Consider the following 26,213-nt stretch of genomic DNA (forward strand, 5'->3'; position numbering starts at 1 on the left):
GCCCAGAGGCCGCTCGGGATGCCCGAGCCGGTCCGAGGCTTAAAGATACAAGGCCGGCGCACCGAATCCCACACCGGAACCCACGCCATGAACGAAATCGCCTTGCTGCTGGCCGCCACGCTGAGTGCCGGCACCGTGCTGGCCATCGCCGCGCTGGGCCTGCTGATCAACGAGCGGGCCGGCATCCTCAACCTCGGGGCCGAAGGGATGATGCTGGTCGCTGCGGTCGCGGGCTTCGCGACCTCGGTGCACACCGGCAACGACTGGCTCGCCTTCGGTGCCGGCGCGCTGGCCGGGGCTGGCATGGCCGCCGTGTTCGGCGTGCTGGTGATCTGGCTCAACACCAACCAGTACGCCTCGGGCCTGGCGCTGAGCCTGTTCGGCGGCGGCTTCTCGGCCTTCCTGGGCATCAGCTACACGCAGGCCAAGCTGGCCGAGCGGCCGCGCTTCGAGATCCCCGTGCTAGCCGACCTTCCCTTCGTCGGGCCGGCCTTCTTCAAGCATCACCCGATGGTCTACCTGACGGTGCTCTTCATGTTCGCGCTGGCCTGGTTCCTCTACCGATCGCGCGCCGGACTGGTGCTGCGCGCGATCGGCGAGTCGCCTGAATCGGCGCATGCGCTGGGCTACCCGGTGCGCCGCATCCGCTTCATCGCGGTGCTGTCCGGCGGCGCGCTGTGCGGCGTCGCCGGGGCCTACCTGTCGGTCATCTACACGCCGCTGTGGGTCGAGGGCATGACCGCCGGCAAGGGCTGGATCGCGCTGGCACTGACCACCTTCGCGACCTGGCGGCCGGCCCGGGTCTTGCTGGGGGCCTACCTGTTCGGCGGCGTCACGATGCTGCAGTTCCACCTGCAGGGCGAAGGCGTGCAGATCCCCAGCCAGTGGCTGACCATGCTGCCCTACCTCGCCACGGTGGTCGTGCTGGTGCTGATCTCGCGCAACCCGACGTGGATCCGCATCAACATGCCGGCGTCGATCGGCAAGCCGTTCTTCCCGGGCTCCTGAGCCAACCGATAATTTCACCCCCGCAGTCGTCAGTCACTCTCACAACATCTGGAGAACGCATGACCAAGCTCTCGAAGCGCACGATCCTCAAGGCCACCAGCTGGGCGGCACTGGCCGCCACCGCCGCCCTCGTCGGCTGTGGCAAGAAGGAAGAGGCGGCACCCGCAGCCGCTCCGGCCGCCGCTCCGGCGTCCGCAGCCGCCGCCAAGCCCGAACCCCTGAAGGTTGCCTTCGCCTATGTCGGCCCGGTCGGCGACGCCGGCTGGACCTTCGCGCACGACAACGCCCGCAAGGCCGTCGAGGCCGAGTTCGGCGACAAGATCGTCACCAGCTTCGTCGAGAACGTGCCCGAGTCCGCCGACGCCGAGCGCGTCATGCGTGATCTGGTCGGCCAGGGCAACAAGCTGATCTTCGGCACCACCTTCGGCTACATGGAGCCGATGCTCAAGGTCGCGGGCGACACGCCGGACGTCAAGTTCGAGCACGCCACCGGCTACAAGACCGCGCCCAACCTGCGCACCTACGACAGCCGCACCTACGAAGGTGCCTACATGGCGGGCGTGATCGCGGGCAGCATGACCAAGTCCAACGTGCTGGGCGTGGTCGGCTCGATCCCCATCCCCGAGGTGATCCGCAACATCAACTCGTTCACGCTGGGCGCGCAGAGCGTCAACCCGAAGGTCAAGACCAAGGTCGTCTGGGTCAACAAGTGGTTCGATCCGCCCAAGGAAGGCGAGGGCGCGCAGAGCCTGATCTCCGGCGGCGCCGACGTGCTGTTCCAGAACACCGACTCCAGCGCGGTGCTGCAGAAGGCCGAGGAGAAGGGCAAGTTCGCCTTCGGCTGGGACTCCGACATGAGCAAGTACGCCGCCAACGCGCACCTGGCGTCGGCCATCATCAACTGGGCGCCGTACTACAAGAAGGCCGTCAAGGATGCGCTGGAAGGCACCTGGCAGACCGGCGGCGTGTGGTGGGGCGTCAAGGAAGGCGCGATCGACATCGTTTCGGTCAGCGACAAGGTGCCGGCCGACGTCAAGGCGAAGGTCGACACGATCAAGGCCGGTCTGTCCGATGGCAGTTTCGTGATCTGGAAGGGTCCGATCCTGGGTCAGGACGGCAAGGAAGTCCTCAAGAAGGACGAGGCGGCCGACGACAAGTTCATGGGCGGCATCAACTTCTACGTCAAGGGAGTCGAAGGCAAGGTCCCGACCGGCAAGTGAGCCGCTGACGGCAGGCGCCCGCGCCTCTGACGCGGGCGCCTGAACGGCACGGGTCACCGACCAGGCCCGCGAGTGAGCGCATGCGCTATACTCGCGGGCTTTTCCGTTTGAGCTACACGGAAACACAGGGGTCGTCCTTCGGGGCGGTTCCGAAGCCTGCCCTGAGAGGCCGCAACGACAAGCGGCACCGATGGAACGGGGTTCAGTAGCACCTCAACCCGCAAATGAAAGATTTGCCATGAAGACCTTCAGCGCCAAGCCGGCCGAGGTCGTGCATGAGTGGTTTGTGGTTGACGCGACCGACAAGGTCCTCGGACGGGTGGCCAGCGAAGTCGCCCTCCGCCTGCGCGGCAAACACAAAGCCATTTACACGCCTCACGTGGATACCGGTGACTTCATCGTCGTCGTCAACGCAGAAAAGCTGCGCGTGACCGGCACCAAGTCGCTCGACAAGAAGTACTACCGTCATTCGGGCTTCCCGGGCGGGATCTACGAGACCAACTTCCGTGACCTGCAGGCCAAGCACCCCGGCCGCGCGCTCCAGAAGGCGGTCAAGGGCATGCTGCCCAAGGGTCCGCTGGGCTACGCGATGATCAAGAAGCTGAAGGTCTATGCCGGTGGTGAACACCCGCACGCCGCTCAGCAGCCCAAGACGCTGGACATCTAAGGAGCCGCGATGATCGGTGAATGGAACTACGGCACGGGCCGTCGCAAGTCGTCGGTGGCGCGCGTCTTCATCAAGAAGGGCACGGGCCAGATCACGGTCAACGGCAAGCCGGTCGAACAATACTTCGGCCGTCAGACCTCGATCATGATCTGCAAGCAGCCGCTGCTGCTGACCAACAATGCCGAAGCGTTCGACATCAAGGTCAACGTGCACGGTGGCGGTGAGTCGGGTCAGGCTGGTGCCGTGCGTCACGGTGTGACGCGCGCGCTGATCGACTACGACGCAGCGCTCAAGCCCGAGCTGAGCAACGCCGGCTTCGTGACGCGTGACGCGCGCGAAGTCGAGCGCAAGAAGGTCGGTCTGCACGGCGCTCGCCGTCGCAAGCAGTTCAGCAAGCGCTGATCGCTCGCGCAGGCGGACACCACCTCTCCAGGTGGTGTCCGCCTGCGGACTGGAACAGGGTGCAACCCTGTTCACAAGACGAAGGGCCACCGTGGGTGGCCCTTCGTGTATGGTGCGGCCCCTGCCGTGCCCATGGGGGCATGTCTCGTACCCCCCTGTCCCACTTCTCATTCATGCGCTGGAAGCTCCTCCGTCGTCGTCTGTCGGTCAGTGCGCCCCGGGTGGCCGTGCGCAGTCGCCTGCCGTGGCCGCTGCGCTGGGCTGCCGTGGCGCTGATGCTGGGTTTCTGTGCCGCCCTGGGTCTGTGGGCCTACGAGTTCGGCAAGGACATCGCCGGCATCGACCGCGATGCGCAGCAGGAACTGGTGCGGCTGCGCGAGGAGATCGGCCGTCTGCGTGGCGAACACGATCGGGCCGTGTCGGTCGCCAACTCGGCCGATACCCTGCTCAAGACCGAGAAGGCGACGCAGGACAGCCTGGCCGCGCGGGTCAAGTCGCTCGAGGCCGAGAACCTGGCCCTGACGCGCGACCTCGCCTTCTTCGAGCGACTGATGCCATCGACCGGCGGTAACCGTGTCTTGAACCTGCGTGGCCTGCAGGTCGAGGTCGAGGCGCCGGGACGTCTGCGCTACCAGAGCCTGCTGATGCAGGCCAGCGGCCGTACCGCCGCCTTCCAGGGGCGCTACGAGCTGTCGCTCAGCGGCTTGCTCGACGGCAAGGCCTGGTCACATGTGGTGCGCGAGGCCAGCCAGAGCGTGAATCTGAAGCAATATCAACGCCTTGAAGGGACGGCCGACTACCCTTCAGCGGCGGTTGTGAAAATAGTGGAAATCAAGGTCTACGATGCGGCCGGCAAGGTCCAGACCTCCGACATGGCCCGTCTCTGACGGGCGTTGTCCGACACGCAAGGCCGCATCGCTCACTCACTGATCTCTCCAGGAAACACACATGTTCGGTTCGAAGAAACAGCCTGCCATCCGCAGCCTCGTCGGCGAAGGCACCGTCGTGCAGGGCCTGCTCCGCTTCAGCGGCGGCCTGCGCATCGACGGCGAGGTCCAGGGTGACGTGGTCGCCAGCGCCGACGACACCAGCATCCTCGTGATCAGCGAGAAAGCCAGGGTCGTGGGCACGGTCAAGGCGGGTCATGTCATCATCAACGGAACCGTGATCGGGCCGGTCGAATCGACCCACCTCCTCGAACTGCAGCCTCGGGCCCGCATCGAAGGTGAAGTCCGCTACGAGTCGCTCGAGATGCACCAGGGCGCATCGATCGACGGCGCCCTTCAACGCATGAGCGGTGGCTCGGTGTCCGGCGCGGTAATCGATGACAAGCCCGCCTTGAAGCTGCTGGCCACCGGCAACGACACGAACTGAAGACCTCACCCCGGGACATCCGAAGGTGCCCCGAATTTCATCGAGCTGATTGCAGGAGTCGCCCATGAGCGCAGTTGCGGAAAACGTCCAGACCGAGATGCCCGCGCCCATCATCTTCACCGACAGTGCCGCCGCCAAGGTGGCCGATCTGGTGGCCGAGGAGGGCAACCCGGACCTGAAGCTGCGCGTGTTCGTGCAAGGAGGCGGTTGCTCGGGCTTCCAGTACGGCTTCACCTTCGACGAGATCGTCAACGACGACGACACGCAGATGGCCAAGAACGGCGTCACGCTGCTGATCGACGCGATGAGCCTGCAGTACCTTGTCGGCGCCGAGATCGACTACAAGGAAGACCTCCAGGGCGCGCAGTTCGTGATCAAGAATCCGAACGCGTCGACCACCTGCGGTTGCGGATCGAGCTTCTCGGTCTGAGGCTTCTCGCCGCCCTGTCAAGAGCCGCCTCCGGGCGGCTTTTTCATGCCAGCTTGCAGACCGCAGGCTGCAAGCGTCAGGCCGGGTAGAACGCGCCCAGGATGCGCGGACCGCGTGCGCCGGTGACGGTCGGCTCGTTGCCAGGCAGACCACGCAGATGCTGGTGAGCCAGCCATGCGAACGCGGCCGCCTCGACCTGGAAGGGCGGTAGCCCGGCGACCGCGGTCGAGGCCACGCTGAGCTGCGGCAACGCGGCCTGCAGCCGTTTCATGAGCCGTCGATTCAGCGCACCGCCACCGCAGACCAGCAGCTCGGACGGTGCAGGCGTACTGCGCAGCACGTCGGCCGCGATGGTCCGTGCGCTCAGCTCGCACAGCGTCGCCTGGACATCCTCTGGCGAGATGGGCGAGCCGTGAGCGGCCAGCGCCGTGTCCAGCCAGGCCGCGTGGAAGAGGTCGCGCCCGGTGCTCTTGGGTGGCGGCAGGTCCAGGAAGGGCTCGGACAGCAGGTGCGCCAACAGACCGGCATCGACGCGGCCCTGTGCAGCCCAATGGCCGTCGGCGTCGTAGGCCAGCCCTTGGTGGCGTGCGATCCAGCCGTCCATCAGCACATTGCCCGGGCCGACGTCCCAGCCGCGCGGCGGGGCGCCGGGCACCAGCACGGTCAGGTTGGCGATGCCGCCGATGTTGACGACCGCTCGCGCGGCGTCTTGACGTCCGAAGACGGCCTGGTGGAAGGGCGGCACCAGCGGCGCGCCCTGGCCGCCGGCGGCCACGTCGCGGCGGCGGAAGTCGCCGATCACGGCGATGCCGGTGCGCTCGGCCAGCAAGGCCGGGTTGTCGAGCTGGCAGGTGTAGCCGATGCCGTCATGCAGGCCGGGCTGGTGGCGCACGGTCTGGCCGTGGGAACCGATGGCCGCGATGTCGGCGGCGCTCAGGCCGGTGTCGGCGAGCAGCTGTTCGACGGCCCGGGAATAGGCTTTGGCCAGGGCGTTGGCCGCCAGCGCGGCGCGGTGCAGTTCATCCGGGCCGCTGCGCTGGAGCGCCATCAGCGCATCGCGCAGCTCGCTCGGAAAGGGCTGCTGGACATGGGCTTCGACGCCGCGCCAGCTGCCATCGGCGTCCCAGCGGGCAACCACGCTGTCGACACCGTCAAGCGAGGTGCCCGACATCAGGCCGATGCAGCGCATCGCGGCAGGCCCGCCGTTCACTCCATCTGCGCAACCGCGCCGGCCGAGGCGATCGCGCCGTCCAGCTGGCCTTGCGCGGTCTGCGAGACGCTGCGGAAGCGGCTCAGCGCAGCGGCGCTCAGGCTGACCGCTTCAGAGCTTCGGGCCACCTTGATCGGATCGACCTGGCGGCCGCCTTGCTTGAACTCGAAGTGCAGGTGCGGGCCGGTGGCCCAGCCGGTGCTGCCGACTGCGCCCAGCGTGTCGCCCTGAACGACCTTCTGGCCAACCCGCACGCCGATGCGGCTGAGGTGGGCGTAGACCGTGCTGTGCTCGCCGCCGTGGCGGACCATCACGACGTTGCCATAGCCGTTCTGCACGCCGGCAAATTCGACCGTGCCATCGCCGACGCTGCGCACGGCGGTGCCGGTCGGCGCGGCGTAGTCGACGCCCAGGTGGGCCCGCCACTGCTGCAGGATCGGGTGGAAGCGCATCGAGAAGCCGGAGCTCACGCGCGAGAACGCGAGCGGCGAGGCGAGGAAGACGCGCGCCTTGCTCTTGCCATCGGCACCGTAGTAGCCGCCGCGCTGCTCGCCGTCCTGATACCAGACGGCATCGAGCGTGTGGCCGTCGTTGACGAAGCGTGCCGACAGCACGCGGCCGACGTTGACGCCCCAGGTCAGCGGCTCGCCGTCGGCCGACAGCGCTTCGTAGACCACCGCGAAGGTATCGCCCTTGCGCAACTCGCGGCGGAAGTCGATGTCGCTGCCGAAGATCTCGGCCATCTGGACCGTCACCGAATCCGGCAGGCCGGCCTGGTCGGCTGCGGCGAACAGGCTGGACCGGATCGTGCCGGCGCCGCTGCGCAACTGAACGCCCAGTGCGACATCCTCTTCCTGGATGCTGAAGCCGTTGGCCACACGCTGCAGCGTGACGCGGGAGAAGTGGGTCAGGGCCTTGGCGCTGTCCAGCGCCGGGCCGCGCACGACCAACTGCTGGAGCTGGCCGCTCGGTCCGGCCACGCTGGTGGCCTGCACGCGCTTGCCGGTGCGGCCAATGAGGATGCGCTGTGCCGCTCGGTCACGGCGCAGGAAGGCGGCGGCTTCGGCGTCCTGGATGCCCAGGCGCGACAACAGCGTGTCGGCGGTGTCGCCGGCGCGGGTCAGGTCGTTGCGGTGCAGGGCCAGCGAGAGCGCGTCGAGCGCCTGTTCCTGCGCACCGAGATCGGGCACGCCCAGGGTCTCGGTGATGATGCGGGTGCTCACCGGCGTGGTGTCGATCGGCGTGAGCGGCGCGACGCCGAATGCCGTCACCGCGCTGCCCAGCAGCACCGTCAGGGCCGCTCCGCTGAGCACCCGGGGATGTTGGCGCAAGGCCAGTTCTGCACGTGCCATGCAGGAGCGCACGTGTTCGCTGCTTATCTTCAACCGGATCACCTGGTGAGGGCCTGCACGCAGGACATGTCGGACCGGGAAGGCCCGTGCCAACCCGTCGGGGGCGTGGTGAGCGCCGCCTAGAATCCGGGGCCGCCGCACGCGTCAAACGAGTATACCGACGCGTACCACCGTGAAATTTGTAATAACCCGTAGCGAAATCTTCATGTCCAGCCAGCCTGAACGCACGTCCGAGAACTCCGCGCGGGAGCCCCTGTCCGAGGCTGTCCAGGCCGCCTTGCAGGTGACCCGCCGGGGCTGCGAGGAGCTGTTGCCGGAGGCCGACTGGATCCGCAAGCTGCAGCGCTCCGAGGCGAGTGGCCAGCCGCTGCGCATCAAGCTGGGCCTGGACCCGACCGCACCCGACATCCACCTGGGCCACACGGTGGTGCTCAACAAGCTGCGCCAGCTGCAGGACATCGGCCACACGGTGATCTTCCTGATCGGTGACTTCACCTCGATGATCGGCGACCCGTCCGGCCGCAACACGACGCGCCCGCCGCTGACGCCCGAGCAGATCAAGGCCAATGCCGAGACCTACTACCGCCAGGCCAGCCTGGTGCTGGATCCGGCCCGCACCGAGATCCGCTACAACTCCGAATGGAGCGACCCGCTGGGCGCGCGCGGCCTGATCTCGCTGGCCTCGCGCTACACCGTCGCGCGGATGATGGAGCGCGACGACTTCACCAAGCGCTACAAGGCCGGCACACCGATCTCGGTCCACGAGTTCCTCTACCCGCTGATGCAGGGCTATGACTCGGTGGCGCTGCGCAGCGACCTTGAGCTTGGCGGCACCGACCAGAAGTTCAACCTGCTGATGGGTCGACACCTGCAGCAGGAATACGGCCAGGAGCCGCAGTGCATCCTGACGATGCCGCTGCTGGTCGGCCTGGACGGCGTCGACAAGATGTCCAAGTCCAAGGGCAACTACATCGGCATCAGCGAGCCCGCGAATGCGATGTACGCCAAGATCCTGTCGGTCAGCGACGAGCTGATGTGGACCTACTTCACGCTGCTGAGCTTCCGCAGCGAGGCCGACATCGCGGCGCTCAAGGCCGAGGTAGCCGCCGGCCGCAATCCGAAGGACGCCAAGGTCCAGCTGGCCCGCGAGATCACCACGCGCTTCCACGGTGCGGCGGCGGCCGACGGGGCCGAGCAGGACTTCGAGAACCGCGCCCGCGGCGGTGTGCCGGACGACATCCCGACGGTGACGCTGTCGGGCGCGCCACTGGGCATCGGCGCGCTGCTACGCCAGGCCAACCTGGCGCCTTCGTCCAGCGAGGCCAACCGGCTGATCGAGCAGGGCGGCGTGCGCGTCGATGGCAACGTCGTGTCCGACAAGGGCCTGAAGCTGGCGGTCGGCAGCTACGTCGTGCAGGTCGGCAAGCGAAAGTTCGCCCGGGTCGAGCTGGCCTGAGCGGCGGGGCCTCAGGCGCCGGAGCTGACGCGCTCGGGCGTCGATGCGGCCGAGCCTGCGTCGCTCGGGGCCGCGATGGCCACCGGGAAGCTCAGGCTGACTTCGAAGCGCCAGTCCGGGCCGCTCAGAGGCGTGAAGCGCAGCACCGCGCCGGACTGCCGCGCCACCGTCTGCACCATCGTCAGCCCGAGCCCGGAGCCTTCGGCCACGGTCGAGCCCCGCTCGAAGGGCAGGGCCAGTCGCGACACCTGGTCGGTCGGAATGCCCGGCCCGTTGTCCTGCACCGCCAGCCGGCCCGGGCCGACGCAGATGCGCACGCGTGCGCCGCTGCCGCCGTGCTTCAGCGCGTTGTCGATCAGGTTGCGCAGGGCGATGCCCAGCGCGTCGATGTCGCCGTCGACCGCTTCGAGCGGCTGGGATTCGACGTGGATGTCGAGTTGCCCGTGCGCACGTGCTTCGCCGAACTCGTCCATCACCAGGCCGGCGAGCTGGCTCAGGTCGATCGGTTCGCGGCGCAGCGCCACGCCCGAATCGATGCGGGCCAGCTGCAGCAGGCGGCTGGCCAGGCGCGTCAGGCGGTCCAGCTGCCGGACCAGCGCCTGGGTCCGTTCGGCCAGGCGCGGCACGCCGTGTTCCTGGGCCTCCTGAGCCAGCCGCTGGGCCTGGGCGCGGGCGGCGGCCAGCGGGGTGCGCAACTCGTGGGCGGTGTGGGCTGCGAAGGCGCGCTCGGCCTCGATCAGCTTGCTGACCCGGGCCATCAGCATGTTGACGGTCTCCAGCATGGGCTGCAGCTCCTGCGGCACATGGTTGGGCTCGACCGGATGCAGCTGGTGCGGCGCGCGCGAGGACAGGTCGGCGCGGACCGGTTCCAGCGTCAGGAAGCTGCGCCGCAGCACGTGGTGCAGCATCCAGGCCGACAGGGGCAACACCAGCAGCAGGGGGCCCAGCAGCCAGGCGTAGACGCTCCACAGCGTGGCCTGTCGTTCCGCGCGGGCCTGGGCGACGATGACCCGGCGTGTGCGGTCCGGGTGCTTCACGACCAGCGCATACCACTGGGTGTTCTCCACCAGCCCTTCGCTGTCGGTGAGGACCAGGGGCTCGACCGGCGCGGCGTGCGAGCGCAGTCGCAGCGTGCCCGTGCCGTCGAAGACCTGGTAGGCGATGTCGGTCTCGTCGCCGCCGATTTCCAGCACGCGGGGCGGTGCCTCGCCCTGGCCGAGTGCGGCCTCTGGCATGGCCAGCAGCTGTTCGGCGGCTTCGAGCAGCGTGTCGTCGAGCAGGATGCGGGCCTTCTCGCGCAGGCCGTAGAAGGCGGCCGCCGAGGCGATCAGCCAGAGCGTGCCGATCAGCAGCAGCACGCGACGTCGCAGCAGCCCCTCAAGGCTGTAGGCCGCCGGGTGCTCAGACATCGAGCCGGTAGCCCAGGCCGCGGTGCGTGCTGATGGCTTCGGTGCCCATCTTCTTGCGCAGCCGGCTGATGATCACTTCCAGCGTGTTGCTGTCGCCGCTGTGCAGGCCCCCTGCGGAGATCTCGGACTCGATCTCCGCACGGCTGTGGATGCGTCCCGGCCGGTTGGCCAGGCAGCGCAGGATGGCCCACTCCAGCGCGGTCAGGTCCAGCACCAGGCCGCCGCGGATGACCGTGCGGTGCTCCAGGTCGATCTCGTTGTCGCGCACCTTCAGGCGCGGCGAGGGCGTGCTGCGCCGGCGCACGGCTTCGACGCGGGCCAGCAGCTCGTCGAGGTCGAAGGGCTTGACCAGGTAGTCGTCGGCGCCGGCCTGCAGGCCGCGGATGCGGTCACTGACCTGATCGCGCGCGGTCAGCGCGAGCACCGGCGTCTGGATGCCCTGCTCGCGCCAGTCACGCAGCAGGGTGGTGGCGTCGCCGTCGGGCAGGTTCAGGTCGAACAGGGCCATGTCGCAGGTGATGCCGCGGGCCTGCGCGATCAGCTTGCACCAGTACACCTCGTGACCGGCGGATTCCAGGTGGTCGCTGACCGCCTGTCCGAGGTCGATGTCGTCTTCGAGCAGCAGGATGTGCATGGGTGAGGTGTGCGAGCGATTCAGGACTTGCAGCCGGACCGGCCTGGGCGCGATTGTCGAGCCACCACCGGGGGTCGGTTCAGGGGATCGACCCCGACAATCACGCCATGCAAGTCAGCAGCTATCTCAAGTTGTCCGTGGTGGTGGCCCTGGTCACGATCGTACTCAAGACCGCTGCGTGGTGGACGACCGGTTCGGTCAGCCTGTTGTCCGACGCCCTCGAATCGTTGGTGAATTTGGCAGGTGCGATGTTTGCGCTGGCGATGGTCACGCTCGCGGCGTTGCCACCGGACGACAAACACCCGTATGGCCACCACAAGGCCGAGTACTTCTCGTCGGGCTTCGAAGGCATCCTGATCTTCGTCGCGGCGCTGGCGATCATCGTCACGGCCGTGCAGCGCTGGCTGAATCCGCAGCCGCTGGAGGCGCTGGGCCTGGGCCTGGCGCTGTCGGTGGTCAGCTCGGCACTCAACGGCGCGCTGGCCTGGACGATGCTGCGCAAGGCCCGCGAGCACCGCTCGATGGCGCTCGAGGGCGACGCGCGGCACCTGTTCACCGACGTCTGGACCTCGGTCGGCGTGGTCCTCGGGCTGATCGCCGTCGGGCTGACCGGCTGGACCTGGCTCGACCCGGTCATCGCCATCGCGGTGGCGCTCAACATCCTGCGCGAGGGCAGTTCGCTGGTCTGGCGTTCGGCCAACGGCCTGATGGACCAGGCCGTCGAGCCCGAGGTGCAGGCCCGCATCGCCCAGGTGCTGAAGGACTTCGAGCACCCGACCCTGCGCTTCGACCACGTCAGCACCCGGCGGGCCGGCGCGCGCAACTTCGTCGACCTGCACATGCACATGCCGGCCGCCTGGTCACTTGGACGGGCCGCCGCGTTGCGCGCCTCGGTCGAGCAGGCGCTGATGAGCGCGGTGCCCGGTCTGCGCGCCTCGATTCAGCTGCTGCCCTGGGATGTCGAGTCGCATGGCCAGGACGTCGACGACCTCATCTGAGCGGCCATGAAAAAGGCCGCAGTCCCGGCAGGGACTGCGACCTTCGCGCGGCGCGGACCGGATCAGTCGGCGTACTGGCCGGCGGCCTTGATGACCGGGCCCCACTTGTTGATCTCGGCCTCGACGAACTTCTTGTGATCGGCCGGGTTGTTGCGGGCGTCATGCACGATCACGGCGCCGAGCGCTTCCTGGCGCTTGCCGAAGTCGGCGTCGTTGAGCGCCGTCTTGAGCGCCGCATTGAGCTTGTCCAGCACCGCCTTGGGCGTGCCCTTGGGAGCGTACAGGCCGTGCCAGATGGTGACGTTGAAGCCCTTCATCCCGGCCTCGTCCAGCGTCGGCAGCTTGGCGTAGGCGGGCGTCGTCAGGCGCTTGGTGGTCGTGACCGCATAGGCCTTGACCTTGCCCGCCTCGACCTGCGAGGTGGTGTTGGTGGTCTGGTCGCACATGATGTCGACCTGGCCGCCGAGCAGGTCGTTCATGGCCGGCGCGGTGCCCTTGTACGGGACCGTGGTCATGTCGATCTTCAGGCTTTGCTGGAACAGCAGGCCGCACAGGTGCGAGGCCGATCCCAGGCCCGCGTTGGCGAGGTTGATCTTGCCCTTGTTCGCTTCCAGCCACTTGCCGAGATCGGCGAAGTTGTTCGCCGGCAGCGTGCTGCGGCCGATCACCGTCATCGGCACCTCGTTGATCAGGCCGACGTACTCGAAGTCCTCAAGCGTCTTGTAGGGCATGTTGCGGTACAGCGCCGGCGAGGTCGCCATGCCGATGTGGTGCAGCAGCAGCGTGTAGCCGTCCGGTGCGGCCTTGGCGGCCTTGGCCGCACCCAGCGTGCCGCCGGCACCGCCGACGTTGTCGATCACGACGGACTGGTTGTTGAGGTTCTTGCGCAGCGCCTCGGCGAAATCGCGTGCGACCTTGTCGGTCGGGCCACCGGCGGTGAAGGGCACCACGATGGTCACGGGCTTCTCGGGGTAGCCCTGGGCCAGCGCGGCGCCGGCGGTCAGCGCCGCGAGGGCGCCCAGCATCAGTCGTTTCATCAGGGTCTCCTGGAAAGTGCGGAACAGTGCAGGCATCGTAGGTGCGGCTCCGCGCGCCGCCATGACGGGAAACACGTAAGCCCCGCCGCCAGACTGACGTGACGGTTCAGCGGTAGCTGCGCGCGTCCTCGATGACCTTGCCGTCGTTGGGGAGGCTGCCGGGCGCGACCAGCTGGACCTCGGCACGCAGCTTGGTGACGTCGCGCACGCTGTCGGCCACGCGGGCGACCAGGCCCTCGGGCGCCGGCGCGGTGACCTCGACCTGCAGCGTCATGCGGTCATCGGCCATCTCGCCGGAGACGATCAGGCGGGCGCGCTGCAGCTCGGCGTGGCGACGTCGCACCTGCTCGACCTGGCCGGGGTGCACGAACATGCCGCGCACCTTGGTGGTCTGGTCGGCCCGGCCCATCCAGCCCTTGATGCGGGCGTTGGTGCGGCCGGTCGGGCAGCGGCCGGGCAGCACCGCCGACAGGTCGCCGGTGCCGAAGCGCACCAGCGGGTAGTCGGGGTTGAGCGTCGTGATGACCAGCTCGCCGACCTCGCCTTCGGGCACGGGCTCGCCGGTGCCCGGGCGCACGATCTCGACGATCACGCCCTCGTCGATCACCAGGCCTTCGCGGGCCGAGGTCTCGTAGGCGATCAGGCCGAGGTCCGCCGTCGCGTAGCACTGGTAGCCGGCGATGCCGCGTTCGAGCAGCCAGTCGCGCAGGCTGGGCGGGAAGGCCTCGCCGCTGACCAGTGCCTTGCGCACGCTGGCGATCGGCACGCCGGTCTCGGCGGCCTTCTCGACCAGGATCTTCAGGAAGCTCGGCGTCCCGATGTAGCCGGCCGGCCTCAGCTCGGCCATGGCCTGCAGCTGCAGCTCGGTGTTGCCCACACCGCCGGGGAAGACGGTGCAGCCGAGCGCGTGGGCGCCGGTCTCCATCATCGAGCCGGCGGGGGTCAGGTGGTAGCTGAAGCTGTTGTGGATCAGCTCGCCGGCGCGGAAGCCCGCCGCATGGATGGCCCGCGACATGCGCCAGTAGTCGCGCGCCTCGCCCTCGGGTTCGTAGATCGGGCCGGGCGACTGGAAGACGCGGCGGGTGCGGTGCAGGCCCGGCTGGCCGATCCAGCCGATGGCCGAGTGCCCGCCGAAGACGTCCTGGGCGCGCTGCGCCTTCTGCCGCTCCAGCAGCTCGCCCTTGCGCGTCACCGGCAGGGCGGCCAGGGCGGCGCGTGTCGTCACGTGGCTGGCATCGATGCCCGCGAGCATCTCCGCGAACGCCGGCGCATGCCGCTGCGCATGCGCCACCTGACCCGGCAGGGCCGCCATCAGCGCCGCTTCGCGGTCGACCGGATCGCGTGTCTCCAGCGTATCGAGGTGCTCACTCATCGTCATCGCTCCAGGCGCCCAGTTGTTTCTTCACGAGGTTGACGAAGTCGCGCACCTCCGCGCCCGACTTCAGCTGACGTGTCCGCCAGCGCGGACTGCCGTGCGACGGCCGCTCCACGATCGCCGCCTCGACGACCCCGTCGCCCGCCGCAACCCTGGCGATCGCCGCCCCGCGCCGCTCGAACACGCCATCGCGCTCGACCAGCCCCGACTCGCGCAGGTCCCGTCGCAAGCGCCCCAAGGCCTCCTCGACCCTGAACGCCGGCGCCGCGAACCCCCACTCCTCGCCCATGAACCCCTCACGCAGTCAAAGAAGCATTCATCCAGCACATCCCGTGGATCCGGCTCCGCCGGTCCACCAGGATGGCCCCCTTGAGGGGGCGGCCGAAAGGCCGTAGGGGGTGGGCTACGCCAACCATCGCTTGCGCCGCTTGTAGGACTTGACGTCCTTGAAGCTCTTGCGATCGCCGCCGCCCATGCCGAGGTAGAACTCCTTGACGTCCTCGTTCTCGCGCAGGTCCTTGGCGGCGCCGTCCATCACGATGCGGCCGTTCTCCAGGATGTAGCCGTAGTCGGCGTAGCGCAGCGCGATGTTGGTGTTCTGTTCGGCCAGTAGGAAGGTCACGCCTTCCTTGGTGTTGAGGTCCTTCACGATCTCGAAGACCTCCTCGACGATCTGCGGCGCCAGGCCCATCGAGGGCTCGTCGAGCAGCACCATCTTCGGGTTGGCCATCAGCGCACGGCCGATCGCGCACATCTGCTGTTCGCCGCCCGAGGTGTAGGCCGACTGGCTGGTGCGGCGCGTCTTCAGGCGGGGGAAGTAGTTGTAGACCTTCTCCAGCGTCTGCGCCACGGCGGCCTTGCCGTCGCGGCGGGTGTAGGCGCCGGTCATCAGGTTTTCCTCGATGGTGAGATGGGCGAAGCAGTGCCGACCTTCCATCACCTGCACGACGCCGCGCTCGACCATGTCGGACGTGCTGAGCTTCTCGATGCGCTCGCCGCGCAGCTCGATGCTGCCCTTGGTGACATCGCCACGTTCGCCGGCCAGCAGGTTGCTGACGGCCCGCAGCGTGGTCGTCTTGCCCGCCCCGTTGCCACCGAGCAGCGCCACGACCTTGCCCTCTGGCACCTGCAGGCTCACGCCCTTGAGCACCAGGATGACGTGGTTGTAGATGACCTCGATGCCGTTGACGTTCAGAAGGATGTTGGGCTGCTCGTTCATGGTGTGCCTCGTGTCTCGTTCAAGCACAGCGCGCTGCGCTTGAACCAGGGGCCGGATGGGGGCCGGGCGGTGGGGAATGAAGAGGGGGAGGTGGCGTACTGCCATCGCTCCCCACGCCCCGGCTTGCAAGCCGGGGCGCTGAGCCTGGCACCTGAAGCCACGCAGGTGGCTTCAGGTGTCCGGACTCAGCCCTGGCAGTCTGCCGGGGTGCGGCGGTCGAGCTTCTTCTCGGCGGCGTACTTGTCGGCGGCGGTCTTGACCATCGGCTTGATGATCTGTTCGTCGGCCTGCAGCCAGTCGGAGGTGAAGTTCCACTTCGCGCCGTCCCAGGTGTGCACGCGCACCCAGCTCGAGCCGACGTGGTCGACGCAGCTGGTCGACACCGGGCGCATCACGCCGGAGAAGCCCAGGCCGTCGAGCTTCTTCTGGTCCAGGGCCAGGTTCTCGAGGCCCCAGCGGACCTGCTCGCCGGTCATGACCTTGCCCTTGCCGTACTTCTCCTGGGCGCGCTTGACGCCTTCGACGGCCAGCATCGCGGAGATCATGCCGCGCATGTAGAGCACCGAGCCGACCTCTTCCTTCGGGCCCGTGCCCTGGTTCTTGCCATGGACCTTGGCGATGATGTCCTGCACCACCTTGGCATCGGGCTGGGCACCGTGCTGCATGGCCGCCGCGTTGTAGCCCTTGGCCGCATCACCGACGTCCTTGACGTCCGGCTCGGCACCGGCCCACCACACGCCGTACATCTTGTCGCGCGGGTAGCCGGTGGCCACGGCCTCCTTGAGCGCCGTCGAGTTCATCACGCCCCAGCCCCACAGGAAGACGTAGTCCGGACGGCTCTGGCGGATCTGCAGCCAGGTCGACTTCTGCTCCACGCCCGGTGCGGTCACCGGCAGCAGTTGCAGGTCGAAGCCATGCATCTTGGCGCGTTCCTGCAGCAGCGGGATCGGCTCCTTGCCGAACGGCGAGTCGTGGTAGACCAGCGCGACCTTCTTGCCCTTGAGCTTGTCGAGGCCGCCTTCCTTCTTGGCCACATGCTGGACCAGCACGTCGGCGTTGATCCAGTAGGTGCCCAGCAGCGGGAAGTTCCACTTGAACACGCCGCCGTCCTGCGATTCGCTGCGACCGTAGCCCGCCGTGATCAGCGGGATCTTGTCGCCAGGTGCCTTCTCGGTCAGGGCGAAGGTGATGCCGGTCGACAGCGGCTGGAACACCGAGGCGCCCTTGCCCTTGAGGCGCTCGTAGCACTCCACGCCCTTGTCGGTGGCGTAGCCGGTCTCGCACTCCTCGTAGCTGATCTTCACGCCGTTCATGCCGCCGTTGGCATTGACCAGCTTGATGTAGTCGACGTAGCCATTGGCCCAGGGGATGCCGTTGGGTGCATAGGCACCGGTGCGATAGACCAGCACCGGGAAGTACTGTTCCTTGGCCTGTGCCTGCGCGGCCGTGCTGGTCAGCAGGCTGGCCATGGTGCTGGCGGTCAATGCCGCGACGAGGGCGAGGGACTTCAGTTTCATGGACGTCTCCTGGGTGTTGCGCCGTGCACGGCGCGTCGATGAATGAGGGGGCGAGTGGACTCTGATCGCGCCGCAGGGCGATCGTTCCGGTGTCAATGGGGGAAGGGCCAGAGGCGCAGTTTTTCCTTGCCGATGGCCCACAGGCGCGCAAGGCCATGCGGTTCGACGATCAGGAAGAAGACGATCAGCGCGCCGAAGATCATCGAGGTCAGGTGCGCGGCCGTCGCGGTCGACAGGCCCAGCAGCACGGTCACGTTGTCGAGCACGATGGGCACGATCACGATGAAGGCCGCACCGAAGAAGCTGCCCATGATCGAACCGAGGCCGCCGATGATGACCATGAAGAGCAGGTCGAAGGAGCGGTTGATGTTGAAGGCCGCCGGCTCCCAGGAGCCGAGGTGCACGAAACCCCACAGCGCGCCGGCCACGCCGACGATGAAGCTCGACACCGCGAAGGCGGTCAGCTTGGCGTAGACCGGCCGGATGCCGATGACCGCGGCCGCCACGTCCTGTCGCGCATGGCCATCCACTCGCGGCCGATGTTGCTGCGCACCAGGTTCTTGGCCAGCACGCCGAAGACGCACAGGAAGGCCAGGCAGAACAGGTACTTCTGAACGGGGGTCTCCACCGGCAGGCCCAGCACCTTCAGGCCGGCCACGCTGACCGAACCCGAGGCCGAGTCGTTGGTGAACCACTTGATGCGCAGGAAGGACCAGTCGACGAAGAACTGGGCCGCGAGCGTCGCCACCGCCAGGTAGAGACCCTTGATGCGCAGCGACGGCACGCCGAACAGGACGCCCACCACCGTGGCGCACACCCCGCCCATCAGCAGCGAGCCGATCAGCGGCATGCCCTCGATGCGCACCGCGAAGTTGTAGGCCGCGTAGGCGCCCACCGCCATGAAGGCGCCGGTGCCCAGCGAGATCTGGCCGCAGTAGCCGACCAGGATGTTCAGCCCCAGCGCGGCGAGCGACAGGATCAGGAAGGGGATCAGCACGGCCCGGAACAGGTACTCCGGCGCGATCATCGGCACGACGATCGCCGCGAAGGCGATCAGCAGGCCGATGGCGACGCGGTCCTGCCGGATCGGGAAGATCTGCTGATCCGCCGGGTAGCTGGTCTTGAACTGCCCATTTTCACGATAGATCATGGCATTCCTCTGCAGCGGCACATGCCGCGATGCCCGACAGGGGCACGAAATCTTCATCAAGTGACAGGCGTGGATCCGGCTCTGCCGGTCAGCCGCCTGAGCCCCCTCGGGGGGCAGCGAGCGAAAGCGAGCGTGGGGGCTTCATACCCGGTCGATGATCTTTTCGCCGAACAGGCCTTGAGGCCTGACGAGCAGGAAGATCAAGGCGAGCACGTAGGCGAACCAGATCTCGATGCCGCCGCCGACCAGCGAGCCGATGTAGACCTCGCTGAGCTTCTCGCCCACGCCGATGATCAGCCCGCCGATGATGGCGCCGGGCACGCTGGTGAGACCGCCCAGGATCACCACCGGCAGGGCCTTGAGGGCGACCAGCGAGAGCGAGAACTGCACACCCAGCTTGCTGCCCCAGATGATCCCGGCGACCAGCGCGACAAAGCCTGCGACCGACCACACGATGACCCAGATGCGGTTCAGCGGGATGCCGATCGACTGGGCCGCCTGGTGGTCGTCGGCGACCGCGCGCAGCGCCCGCCCGGTCGCCGTCTTCTGGAAGAACAGGCTGAGCGCCGCGACCAGCGCCGCCGCGATCAGCGCGGCATAGAGGTCTTCCTGGCTGATCAGCACGCCGCCCTGGAAGGTGCTCTCGAACAGGAAGATCGGGTCCTTGGGCAGGCCCACGTCGATCTTGTAGATGTCGCTGCCGAAGATCGTCTGGCCGAAGCCGTCGAGGAAGTAGGTGATGCCCAGCGTGGCCATCAGCAGCGTGATGCCTTCCTGGTTGACCAGCTTGCCCAGCACCAGGCGCTCGATGATCCAGGCCACCGCGATCATCACCATCATGGCCAGCGCGAAGCCGAGGATGTTGGCCAGGATCTTGTTGTCGAAGCCCAGCAACTTGGGCCCCCACTCCGCGAAGCGTGCCATCGCCAGCGCCGCGAACAGCACCATCGCGCCCTGCGCGAAGTTGAAGACGCCGCTGGCTTTGAAGATCAGCACGAAGCCCAGCGCGATGAGCGAATACAGCATGCCCGCCATCAGGCCGCCGAAGAGCGTCTCAAGGAAGAAACCCATCTCGTTGCTCCTGGCTCAGTGGCTGGTGCCGAGGTACGCCGAGATGACGTCCTCGTTGTTGCGGACCTCGTCGGGCGTGCCGTCGCCGATCTTCTTGCCGTAGTCGAGCACGACGACGCGGTCGGAGATGTCCATCACCACGCCCATGTCGTGCTCGATCAGCACGATGGTGGTGCCGAACTCGTCGTTGACGTCGAGGATGAAGCGACACATGTCCTGCTTCTCCTCGACGTTCATGCCGGCCATCGGTTCGTCGAGCAGCAGCACCTGCGGCTCCATCGCCAGCGCGCGGCCGAGGTCGACCCGCTTCTGCAGGCCATAGGGCAGTCGGCCGACCGGCGTCTTGCGGAAGGCCTGGATCTCCAGGAAATCGATGATCCGCTCGACGTGCGCGCGGTGTTCGGCTTCCTCGCGCCGCGCCGGCCCGAGGTGGAAGGCCTGCTGGAACAGGTTGGTCCGCATCTTCAGGTTGCGGCCCGTCATGATGTTGTCGATCACGCTCATGCCCTTGAACAGGGCCAGGTTCTGGAAGGTGCGCGCGACGCCCATCTCCGCGACCTGGCGCGAGTTCATGTGGCTGAAGGTCTGGCCGCGGAAGGTGATGCGGCCTTCCTGCGGCGTGTAGACACCGTTGATGCAGTTGAGCATCGAGCTCTTGCCCGCGCCGTTCGGGCCGATGATGGCGCGCACCTCGTGCTCGCGGACGTTGAAGCTGATGTCGGTCAGCGCCTTCACGCCGCCGAAGCGCAGGCTGATGTTGCTCACGTCGAGGATGACCTCGCCGATGACCTTGCCGGTCATGCTGTTGTCGTCGGCCATCAGGCGGCCCTCCTCACGGCCGGGAAGGTCTGGGTATCGATGATCTGCAGCGTCGCCGAGACGCTGCCGGTGCGGCCGTCCTCGAACTTCACGACGGTCTCGATGAACTGCTCGGACTTGCCGGCGTAGAGCGCCTCGACCAGCACCTGGTACTTGTCGTTGATGAAGCCGCGCTTGACCTTGCGGGTGCGCGTCATCTCGCCGTCGTCGGCATCGAGTTCCTTGTGCAGCACGAGGAAGCGGCTGATCTGGCTGCCGGCGAGCTTGTCGTCCTGCGCCAGGTCGGCGTTGACCTGTTCGACGCACTGGCGGATCAGTTCCTGCACCTCGGGCTTCTGCGACAGGTCGGCGTAGCCGGCGTAGGGCAGGTTGCGCTTCTCGGCCCAATTGCCGACCGCCTCGACGTCGATGTTGACGAAGGCGCAGACCTTCTCGCGGCCATCGCCGAAGGCGACCGCCTCCTTGATGTGCGGGAAGAACTTCAGCTTGTTCTCGACGTACTTGGGCGCAAACATCGCGCCGTCGTTGGCACCCCCCTTGAGGCGGCCGACGTCCTTGACCCGGTCGATGATCTTCAGGTGGCCGTGGCCGTCGATGAAGCCGGCGTCGCTGGTGCGGTACCAGCCGTCGGCGGTCAGCACCTTGGCGGTCGCGGCGGGGTTCTTGTAGTACTCCTTGAGCAGGCCACCGCTCTTGACGAGGATCTCGCCGTTGTCGGCCAGCTTGATCTGCACGCCCTCGATGGGCACGCCCACCGTGTCGGCGCGGGCCTCGTGGTCAGGCTGCAGGCAGACGAACACGGCGGTCTCGGTCGAGCCGTAGAGCTGCTTGAGGTTGATGCCGATCGAGCGGTAGAAGGTGAACAGGTCCGGCCCGATCGCCTCGCCGGCCGTGTAGGCCACGCGCACCCGGCTGAAGCCCAGCGTGTTGCGCAGCGGACCGTAGATCGCCAGGTCGCCGAGCGTGTACTTCAGGCGGTCCAGCAGGCCGACCGGCTGGCCGTCCATCAGCGTCGGACCGATGCGTCGTGCCAGCGCCATGCAGCGGTGGAACAGCGCCTTCTTGAGCGCGCTGGCATCCTCCATGCGGATCATCACGCTGGTGAGCAGGCCCTCGAACACGCGCGGCGGGGCGAAGTAGTAGGTCGGGCCGATCTCCTTCAGGTCGATCGTGACCGTCGCGCCCGACTCGGGGCAGTTCACCACGTAGCCGCAGACCAGCCACTGCGCGTAGCTGAAGCAGTTCTGGCCGATCCAGGCCGGCGGCAGGTAGGCCAGCACTTCCTCGGCGCTGCCGAGCTTGTCGAAGCGGGCGCCGGCGCCGGCGCGGTCGATCAGCGAGGCGTGCGTGTGCACGACGCCCTTCGGATTGCCGGTCGTGCCGGAGGTGAAGAACATCGCCGCGACGTCGGTCGTGCGGGTCTTCTCGATCGCCGCTTCGAGGAAGCCAGGGTGGCTCGCCGCGTGAGCCTGTCCGGCGGCGGCGAGGTTGTCGAGCGAGTCCAGGCCCGGCTCGTCGTACTTGCGCAGGCCGCGCGGATCGTCGAACCAGATGCGGGCGAGGGCGGGGCACTGCTCGCGCACCTCCAGCAACTTGTCGACCTGCTCCTGGTCCTCGACCACCGCGAAGGCGACCTCGGCATTGGTGACCGGGAAGACGAACTCGGCGGCGACCGCGTCCTGGTAGAGCGGCACCGGCACGGCGCCCAGCGACTGCGCGGCCAGCATCGTGGCGTACAGGCGCGGCCGGTTGTCGCCGACGACGATGAGGTGCTGGCCTGGCTGCAGGCCGGCCTGGGCCAGGCCGCTGGCCAGTGCGCGGACCTGTTCGCGCAGGTGCTGCCAGGTCCAGGTCTGCCAGATGCCGTATTCCTTCTCGCGCAGCGCGGGCGCATTGGGGCGCTGCTTCGCATGCGCCAGCATCAGGCGCGGGAACGTGTCGGTCACCACGGATCTCCTCGAGGTCGGCGGGCCCGGACGGGGCCACGCAGCGATGTCGTCTGAAGTCGATCCTAAGGCTGTGTTTGACGTCAGGTTGTCAGCCCGACGACAATTTGCGGGACTTCCCTCGGCAGGACTTTCCCGGGGCAGTCGTGTCAGCGTCCCGACAGCGTGCCTCAGGAGCGGATCGATGAGCGACCCCGACACCTTGCTCGACAGCCCCGTCCATCCCCCCTTGCGCGCGCCGCTGCGCCAGCGCGCCCGGCCCGCCCTGGCGGCTGAACTCGACATGGTTCCCTGGCTGCCGCTGCTCGCGCCGGACGAACGTTCGCGCGTGGTGGCCGACCTTCAGGTGGCCGATGCGGCGGTCGGCGACTACGTCTGCAAGATCGGCCGCCCGGCAGGCTTCTGGTTCGGCGTGGTCGACGGCCTGTTGAAGATGAGCAACGACAGCACGCAGGGCGCCTCCATCACCTTCACCGGCGTGCCGCCGGGGGCCTGGTTCGGCGAGGGCACGCTGCTCAAGCACGAGGTCTACCGCTACAACATCGAGGCCTTGCGCAAGAGCACGGTGGCCGGCCTGCCGGTGACGACCTTCGAATGGCTGCTCGGTCGCAGCATCGCCTTCAACCGCTACGTGATGAACCAGCTCAACGAGCGGCTCGGCCAGTTCATCGCGGCACGCGAGATCGACCGCATGAACGACCCCGACACCAAGGTCGCCCGCAGCCTGGCCGCGCTGTTCCACCCGGTGCTCTACCCCGGCGTCGGCGAGGTGCTGCGCATCACCCAGCAGGAACTCGCCTACCTGGTCGGACTGTCCCGCCAGCGCGTCAACGAGGCCCTGCAATCGCTGCAGGGCCAGGGCCTGATCCGCATCGAGTACGGCGGCGTGCGCGTGCTCGACCTGGCGGGGCTGCGGCGGGTGGTGGGGCGCGGGAGCGCCTAGTTCATGAACCCGATCGACGCCCGCTTGCCCGCGCCCGCGTCGGGCAGGTCGGCCGGGACGATGCGTTCGCGGTGGGCGAGCTTGGCGTTGCCGAAGGCGGTCATCCAGGCGCGGCGCATCTCGCGCGGGGCCAGCTCGGCCATGGCGTCGAGCACGTCGTCGCCGGGCTGCTCGTCGAAGCGGCGGCCCCAGTCGTGGCCGGCGCGGATGCCCTGGTACAGGCGCACGGCGATGCGGCGCGCGGCGTCGCGGTCGGGCATCTGCACCTCGTAGACGTTCATCCGGTTGAGGATGGGCTCGGGGATCGCGCGCTCGTCGTTCGCGGTGGCCACCCAGATGACCTGGCTGGCATCGATCGGGACCTCGGCGAACTCGTCGATGAAGGTGTGCGCGGTGTCGTGCTCCAGCAGGCCGTAGAGCGCACCCAGCGGGTCGTAGGCATGTTCGCCGCCGGCCTTGTCGATCTCGTCGACCACCATCACCGGGTTGGCGTAGGAGCCGTCGACCAGGGTCTCGAAGACCTTGCCCGGCCGTGCGCCCTTCCACTGCGAGCTGGCGCCCGACAGCACCCAGCCGGCGGTCAGCGAGCTCATCGAGATGAAGCCCATGCCGGTGCCCAGCAGCTGCGAGATCTCGCGCGCGAAGTGGGTCTTGCCGACACCGGGCGGGCCGAGCAGCAGCATCGGCGTGATCTCCAGCGCGTCGCGGCTGTCCTCGCACAGCGCCAGCTGGCGGCGCACGTCGTCGAGCACCTCGTGGAAGTTGGGCAGCGTGTCGTAGAGGTGGTCCATCGCCGGCAGCGACGAGGGCTTGACCTGGAAGCGCTCGGGACCCTTCTCGAGCATGCGCTCGTAGGTGGCGCGCAGGTTCTCGTGTTCCTTCTGCGGCAGCTTGGTCAGCCGCTTCTCGACCTCGTCGAGGCGGTAGACATGCCGCATCTGCGCGATCGGGATCGCCTTGGCGCAGGTGGGAACCAGTTCGGTCGATGGCGACGGGTTCATGCAGACCTCCAGGTACGGAAAAGCTGTCACGTCATTGCAGCAAAGCATGCCGCAGCCATGGCCCGGATATCACCCCGGAAGGCCCCTCAATCCGGAGGATGGCCACCATGCCGGCACGCCCTGGCGTGACGCAGTGCGGGCAGAACTAGCAATGCGCATGCCGATGCGACCGGTCATGGCAGGACTCGACAAGGTCTGGACGAGCCCGCATCAGCGCGTGACACTGCGTGCCGCACCGGCCCGGAAGGCTGGCGACGAGGAGACACGATGGCGACAAAGAAACCGGCGGCCCGCACGGCCGCCAGCGCGAAGGGCCGGGTCGGGAAGACGGACGCGAAGCCCGCAGTCCAGGCATCCGGCAAGTCAGCCGGCAAGTCAGCCGGCAAGACTGCCCCGCGCGAGCTGGTCCTGCTGGTGGCGACCCGCAAGGGTGCATGGATCCTGCGCGGCGACGCCAAGCGCAAGACCTGGGCACTGGAAGGGCCGCACTTCCACGGCCACGTGGTCCAGCACCTCGTGCTCGACCCGCGCGACGGTCGCACGCTGCTGGCCTCTGCCAAGACCGGTCACCTCGGGCCGACCATCTTCCGCTCGACCGACTTCGGCCGGAAGTGGACCGAGGCCGAGCGTCCCCCAGCCTTCGACAAGGCGCCCGAAGGCCAGGTCGGCCGCAGCGTCGACCACACCTTCCACCTCGCGCCCGGCCCGGCCGACGAGCCCGGCAGCTGGTATGCCGGCACCTCGCCCCAGGGCCTGTTCCGCAGCGACGACGGTGGCAAGACCTGGCGCGGCCTGCCCGGCGTCAACGACAACATGACGATGCGGCCGTGGATGGGCACGGTGCAGGACGGCACGCCCGACGGGCCCAAGCTGCACTCCATCCTGATCGATCCGCGCGACCGCCGGCACCTCTACTTCGGCATGTCCGGCGGCGGCTTCCACGAGTCGCTCGACGGCGGCGAGACCTGGCAGCCGCTGCTCGACGGCATGGAAGTCGTCGGCGGCTTCGAGGCCAGCGAGCCGACCTTCCACGACCCGCATTGCGTGCGCCTCGCGCCGAGCAACCCGGACCGGCTCTGGCAGCAGAACCACTGCGGCATCTACCGCCTCGACCGGCCCGGCACGACCTGGACGCGGGTCGGCCGCAAGATGCCCAAGAAGGTCGGCGACATCGGCTTTCCCATCGTGGTGCACCCGCGCGAGGCCGACACCGCCTGGGTCTTCCCGATGGACGGCACCGACGTGTGGCCGCGCACCGCGCCGCAGGGCAAGCCGGCCGCCTACGTGACCCGCAACGGCGGGCGCACGTGGACCCGCCAGGACCAGGGTTTCCCGCCCGAACAGGCCTGGTGGACCATCAAGCGCCAGGCCATGACGGGCGACGACTGCAAGCGCGTGGGACTCTATGTCGGCACGACCCAGGGCGAGCTGTGGGCCAGTGCCGACGAGGGCGAGAGCTGGCGCTGCATCGCGCGGCATCTGCCCGAGATCTATTCGGTGGAAGCGGCCTGGAGAACGTGAGCCAGGATGTGAGCCCCCAAGCTCGCTTTCGCTCGCTACCCCCCGAGGGGGCTGCCCGACGATGGACCAGCGGAGCCGGATCCATGGCGGGGGGCTGGATGAATGGCCGGCGCGGTCGAGTACGTTGGAGAAGAACAGGTGAAGGTGCTGATTCCGTCGTCCTTGTTGTCGTACACCCGGCGCATGTGGGTCGAGGCCGACGGCGCGACGCTGGACGCGTTGCTGCGGGACCTTGACCGGCAGTACCCCGGCCTGCGCTTCCGCATGGTCGACGAGCAGGACCGGCTGCGGCCGCACATGCGCGTGTTCATCGATGCCCGGCCGGTCCACGACCTCGGCCGCCCGCTCGATCCGGCCGTACCCGTGCACATCGTGCAGGCCCTGAGCGGCGGCTAGCGCAGAAACGGCGCCGGGTTGCCGCCAACCTGCCCAGTCGCGCCTGTTGGCCCAGCGC

The 26,213-nt window shown here is 68.0% G+C and carries 25 protein-coding genes and 1 pseudogene; 12 read left to right on the top strand and 14 right to left on the bottom strand.

Going from position 1 to position 26,213, the window contains the following annotated elements:
• Nucleotides 1–87: 87 nt before the first annotated feature.
• From Q8X39_RS14675 to erpA, 7 genes are all read left to right on the top strand, one after another.
• The gene (locus Q8X39_RS14675) at nt 88–1,008 is read left to right on the top strand and encodes an ABC transporter permease (protein WP_305750429.1); all 921 of its coding nucleotides are present in this window, start codon (nt 88–90) and stop codon (nt 1,006–1,008) included.
• Between the two features lie 59 nt (nt 1,009–1,067).
• Nucleotides 1,068–2,228, top strand: a complete 1,161-nt coding sequence (locus tag Q8X39_RS14680; RefSeq protein ID WP_305750430.1) for a BMP family ABC transporter substrate-binding protein — start codon at nt 1,068–1,070, stop codon at nt 2,226–2,228.
• A gap of 238 nt (nt 2,229–2,466) precedes the next feature.
• Nucleotides 2,467–2,895: a 50S ribosomal protein L13 gene (gene rplM, locus Q8X39_RS14685; RefSeq protein WP_305750431.1), complete on the top strand. Its 429-nt coding sequence runs from the start codon at nt 2,467–2,469 to the stop codon at nt 2,893–2,895.
• Nucleotides 2,896–2,904: 9 nt separating this feature from the next.
• Entirely contained in the window at nt 2,905–3,297 is a 393-nt protein-coding gene (gene rpsI / locus Q8X39_RS14690; RefSeq protein ID WP_305750432.1) for a 30S ribosomal protein S9, read from the top strand.
• Nucleotides 3,298–3,572: 275 nt separating this feature from the next.
• Nucleotides 3,573–4,184 (top strand): DUF6776 family protein, encoded by a 612-nt coding sequence (locus tag Q8X39_RS14695; RefSeq protein ID WP_369538116.1) that lies wholly within the window; start codon nt 3,573–3,575, stop codon nt 4,182–4,184.
• A gap of 61 nt (nt 4,185–4,245) precedes the next feature.
• Nucleotides 4,246–4,671 carry a bactofilin family protein gene (locus Q8X39_RS14700; RefSeq protein WP_305750434.1) on the top strand — a complete coding sequence of 142 codons (426 nt, stop codon included), beginning with the start codon at nt 4,246–4,248 and terminating at the stop codon, nt 4,669–4,671.
• Nucleotides 4,672–4,735: 64 nt separating this feature from the next.
• Nucleotides 4,736–5,101 carry an iron-sulfur cluster insertion protein ErpA gene (gene erpA / locus Q8X39_RS14705; protein ID WP_305750435.1) on the top strand — a complete coding sequence of 122 codons (366 nt, stop codon included), beginning with the start codon at nt 4,736–4,738 and terminating at the stop codon, nt 5,099–5,101.
• Nucleotides 5,102–5,177: 76 nt separating this feature from the next.
• Here erpA and Q8X39_RS14710 read toward each other — a convergent pair whose 3' ends face one another.
• Together Q8X39_RS14710 and Q8X39_RS14715 are read right to left on the bottom strand one after the other, a co-directional pair.
• Entirely contained in the window at nt 5,178–6,290 is a 1,113-nt protein-coding gene (locus Q8X39_RS14710; protein WP_305750436.1) for an anhydro-N-acetylmuramic acid kinase, read from the bottom strand.
• A gap of 17 nt (nt 6,291–6,307) precedes the next feature.
• On the bottom strand, nt 6,308–7,663 hold the full coding sequence (locus Q8X39_RS14715) for a M23 family metallopeptidase (RefSeq protein WP_305750437.1): 1,356 nt from the start codon (nt 7,661–7,663) through the stop codon (nt 6,308–6,310).
• 205 nt (nt 7,664–7,868) lie between these two features.
• On the opposite strand from Q8X39_RS14715, the gene tyrS reads away from it, so the two are divergent.
• Nucleotides 7,869–9,119 (top strand): tyrosine--tRNA ligase, encoded by a 1,251-nt coding sequence (gene tyrS, locus Q8X39_RS14720; RefSeq protein WP_305750438.1) that lies wholly within the window; start codon nt 7,869–7,871, stop codon nt 9,117–9,119.
• A gap of 11 nt (nt 9,120–9,130) precedes the next feature.
• On the opposite strand, the gene Q8X39_RS14725 is transcribed toward tyrS, so the two are convergent.
• Entirely contained in the window at nt 9,131–10,528 is a 1,398-nt protein-coding gene (locus tag Q8X39_RS14725; RefSeq protein WP_305750439.1) for a sensor histidine kinase, read from the bottom strand.
• Nucleotides 10,521–11,162 carry a response regulator transcription factor gene (locus tag Q8X39_RS14730; protein WP_305750440.1) on the bottom strand — a complete coding sequence of 214 codons (642 nt, stop codon included), beginning with the start codon at nt 11,160–11,162 and terminating at the stop codon, nt 10,521–10,523. The genes Q8X39_RS14725 and Q8X39_RS14730 overlap by 8 nt, the downstream gene beginning before the upstream one ends.
• Before the next feature lie 107 nt (nt 11,163–11,269).
• Here Q8X39_RS14730 and Q8X39_RS14735 point away from each other — a divergent pair, with 107 nt between their 5' ends.
• A complete protein-coding gene (locus tag Q8X39_RS14735) occupies nt 11,270–12,160 on the top strand; it encodes a cation diffusion facilitator family transporter (protein WP_305750441.1) in 891 nt (296 codons plus the stop codon).
• 62 nt (nt 12,161–12,222) lie between these two features.
• On the opposite strand, the gene Q8X39_RS14740 is transcribed toward Q8X39_RS14735, so the two are convergent.
• The 9 genes and pseudogenes from Q8X39_RS14740 to Q8X39_RS14780 form a co-directional block, all read right to left on the bottom strand.
• On the bottom strand, nt 12,223–13,197 hold the full coding sequence (locus Q8X39_RS14740) for a tripartite tricarboxylate transporter substrate-binding protein (RefSeq protein ID WP_305750442.1): 975 nt from the start codon (nt 13,195–13,197) through the stop codon (nt 12,223–12,225).
• Nucleotides 13,198–13,303: 106 nt separating this feature from the next.
• Nucleotides 13,304–14,569, bottom strand: coding sequence for a phenylacetate--CoA ligase family protein (locus Q8X39_RS14745; RefSeq protein ID WP_305750443.1), 1,266 nt, complete (start codon nt 14,567–14,569; stop codon nt 13,304–13,306).
• Nucleotides 14,562–14,861, bottom strand: coding sequence for a hypothetical protein (locus Q8X39_RS14750; protein WP_305750444.1), 300 nt, complete (start codon nt 14,859–14,861; stop codon nt 14,562–14,564). The genes Q8X39_RS14745 and Q8X39_RS14750 overlap by 8 nt, the downstream gene beginning before the upstream one ends.
• A 114-nt stretch (nt 14,862–14,975) precedes the next feature.
• Complete coding sequence (locus Q8X39_RS14755) at nt 14,976–15,791, bottom strand: ABC transporter ATP-binding protein (protein ID WP_305750445.1); 816 nt, start codon at nt 15,789–15,791, stop codon at nt 14,976–14,978.
• Between the two features lie 185 nt (nt 15,792–15,976).
• Nucleotides 15,977–17,308, bottom strand: a complete 1,332-nt coding sequence (locus tag Q8X39_RS14760) for an ABC transporter substrate-binding protein (protein WP_305750446.1) — start codon at nt 17,306–17,308, stop codon at nt 15,977–15,979.
• 92 nt (nt 17,309–17,400) lie between these two features.
• Nucleotides 17,401–18,458, bottom strand: a pseudogene (locus Q8X39_RS14765) (branched-chain amino acid ABC transporter permease).
• Nucleotides 18,459–18,599: 141 nt separating this feature from the next.
• On the bottom strand, nt 18,600–19,529 hold the full coding sequence (locus Q8X39_RS14770; RefSeq protein ID WP_305750447.1) for a branched-chain amino acid ABC transporter permease: 930 nt from the start codon (nt 19,527–19,529) through the stop codon (nt 18,600–18,602).
• Nucleotides 19,530–19,544: 15 nt separating this feature from the next.
• The gene (locus tag Q8X39_RS14775; RefSeq protein WP_305750598.1) at nt 19,545–20,330 is read right to left on the bottom strand and encodes an ABC transporter ATP-binding protein; all 786 of its coding nucleotides are present in this window, start codon (nt 20,328–20,330) and stop codon (nt 19,545–19,547) included.
• 17 nt (nt 20,331–20,347) lie between these two features.
• Nucleotides 20,348–22,294, bottom strand: coding sequence for an AMP-dependent synthetase/ligase (locus Q8X39_RS14780; protein ID WP_305750448.1), 1,947 nt, complete (start codon nt 22,292–22,294; stop codon nt 20,348–20,350).
• Between the two features lie 184 nt (nt 22,295–22,478).
• Between Q8X39_RS14780 and Q8X39_RS14785 the strand changes: the two genes are divergently transcribed.
• Nucleotides 22,479–23,237, top strand: a complete 759-nt coding sequence (locus Q8X39_RS14785; RefSeq protein WP_407068014.1) for a Crp/Fnr family transcriptional regulator — start codon at nt 22,479–22,481, stop codon at nt 23,235–23,237.
• Here Q8X39_RS14785 and Q8X39_RS14790 read toward each other — a convergent pair.
• A complete protein-coding gene (locus tag Q8X39_RS14790; protein WP_305750449.1) occupies nt 23,234–24,238 on the bottom strand; it encodes an AAA family ATPase in 1,005 nt (334 codons plus the stop codon). The two genes, Q8X39_RS14785 and Q8X39_RS14790, sit on opposite strands and share 4 nt — an antisense overlap.
• A 267-nt stretch (nt 24,239–24,505) precedes the next feature.
• Between Q8X39_RS14790 and Q8X39_RS14795 the strand changes: the two genes are divergently transcribed.
• Nucleotides 24,506–25,759: a sialidase family protein gene (locus Q8X39_RS14795; RefSeq protein ID WP_305750450.1), complete on the top strand. Its 1,254-nt coding sequence runs from the start codon at nt 24,506–24,508 to the stop codon at nt 25,757–25,759.
• Between the two features lie 138 nt (nt 25,760–25,897).
• Complete coding sequence (locus tag Q8X39_RS14800) at nt 25,898–26,155, top strand: MoaD/ThiS family protein (protein WP_305750451.1); 258 nt, start codon at nt 25,898–25,900, stop codon at nt 26,153–26,155.
• Nucleotides 26,156–26,213 lie beyond the last annotated feature (58 nt).

The sequence above is a fragment of the Leptothrix discophora genome, assembly GCF_030705305.1.
GTDB lineage: Bacteria > Pseudomonadota > Gammaproteobacteria > Burkholderiales > Burkholderiaceae_C > Sphaerotilus > Sphaerotilus discophorus.

Coding starts and splice junctions, on each gene's coding strand:
- Q8X39_RS14675 (WP_305750429.1), top strand. CDS start 88: ATGAACGAAATCGCCTTGCTGCTGGCCGCCACGCTGAGTGCCGGCACC.
- Q8X39_RS14680 (WP_305750430.1), top strand. CDS start 1,068: ATGACCAAGCTCTCGAAGCGCACGATCCTCAAGGCCACCAGCTGGGCG.
- rplM (WP_305750431.1), top strand. CDS start 2,467: ATGAAGACCTTCAGCGCCAAGCCGGCCGAGGTCGTGCATGAGTGGTTT.
- rpsI (WP_305750432.1), top strand. CDS start 2,905: ATGATCGGTGAATGGAACTACGGCACGGGCCGTCGCAAGTCGTCGGTG.
- Q8X39_RS14695 (WP_369538116.1), top strand. CDS start 3,573: ATGCTGGGTTTCTGTGCCGCCCTGGGTCTGTGGGCCTACGAGTTCGGC.
- Q8X39_RS14700 (WP_305750434.1), top strand. CDS start 4,246: ATGTTCGGTTCGAAGAAACAGCCTGCCATCCGCAGCCTCGTCGGCGAA.
- erpA (WP_305750435.1), top strand. CDS start 4,736: ATGAGCGCAGTTGCGGAAAACGTCCAGACCGAGATGCCCGCGCCCATC.
- Q8X39_RS14710 (WP_305750436.1), bottom strand. CDS start 6,290: ATGCGCTGCATCGGCCTGATGTCGGGCACCTCGCTTGACGGTGTCGAC.
- Q8X39_RS14715 (WP_305750437.1), bottom strand. CDS start 7,663: ATGGCACGTGCAGAACTGGCCTTGCGCCAACATCCCCGGGTGCTCAGC.
- tyrS (WP_305750438.1), top strand. CDS start 7,869: ATGTCCAGCCAGCCTGAACGCACGTCCGAGAACTCCGCGCGGGAGCCC.
- Q8X39_RS14725 (WP_305750439.1), bottom strand. CDS start 10,528: ATGTCTGAGCACCCGGCGGCCTACAGCCTTGAGGGGCTGCTGCGACGT.
- Q8X39_RS14730 (WP_305750440.1), bottom strand. CDS start 11,162: ATGCACATCCTGCTGCTCGAAGACGACATCGACCTCGGACAGGCGGTC.
- Q8X39_RS14735 (WP_305750441.1), top strand. CDS start 11,270: ATGCAAGTCAGCAGCTATCTCAAGTTGTCCGTGGTGGTGGCCCTGGTC.
- Q8X39_RS14740 (WP_305750442.1), bottom strand. CDS start 13,197: ATGAAACGACTGATGCTGGGCGCCCTCGCGGCGCTGACCGCCGGCGCC.
- Q8X39_RS14745 (WP_305750443.1), bottom strand. CDS start 14,569: ATGAGTGAGCACCTCGATACGCTGGAGACACGCGATCCGGTCGACCGC.
- Q8X39_RS14750 (WP_305750444.1), bottom strand. CDS start 14,861: ATGGGCGAGGAGTGGGGGTTCGCGGCGCCGGCGTTCAGGGTCGAGGAG.
- Q8X39_RS14755 (WP_305750445.1), bottom strand. CDS start 15,791: ATGAACGAGCAGCCCAACATCCTTCTGAACGTCAACGGCATCGAGGTC.
- Q8X39_RS14760 (WP_305750446.1), bottom strand. CDS start 17,308: ATGAAACTGAAGTCCCTCGCCCTCGTCGCGGCATTGACCGCCAGCACC.
- Q8X39_RS14770 (WP_305750447.1), bottom strand. CDS start 19,529: ATGGGTTTCTTCCTTGAGACGCTCTTCGGCGGCCTGATGGCGGGCATG.
- Q8X39_RS14775 (WP_305750598.1), bottom strand. CDS start 20,330: ATGACCGGCAAGGTCATCGGCGAGGTCATCCTCGACGTGAGCAACATC.
- Q8X39_RS14785 (WP_407068014.1), top strand. CDS start 22,479: ATGAGCGACCCCGACACCTTGCTCGACAGCCCCGTCCATCCCCCCTTG.
- Q8X39_RS14790 (WP_305750449.1), bottom strand. CDS start 24,238: ATGAACCCGTCGCCATCGACCGAACTGGTTCCCACCTGCGCCAAGGCG.
- Q8X39_RS14795 (WP_305750450.1), top strand. CDS start 24,506: ATGGCGACAAAGAAACCGGCGGCCCGCACGGCCGCCAGCGCGAAGGGC.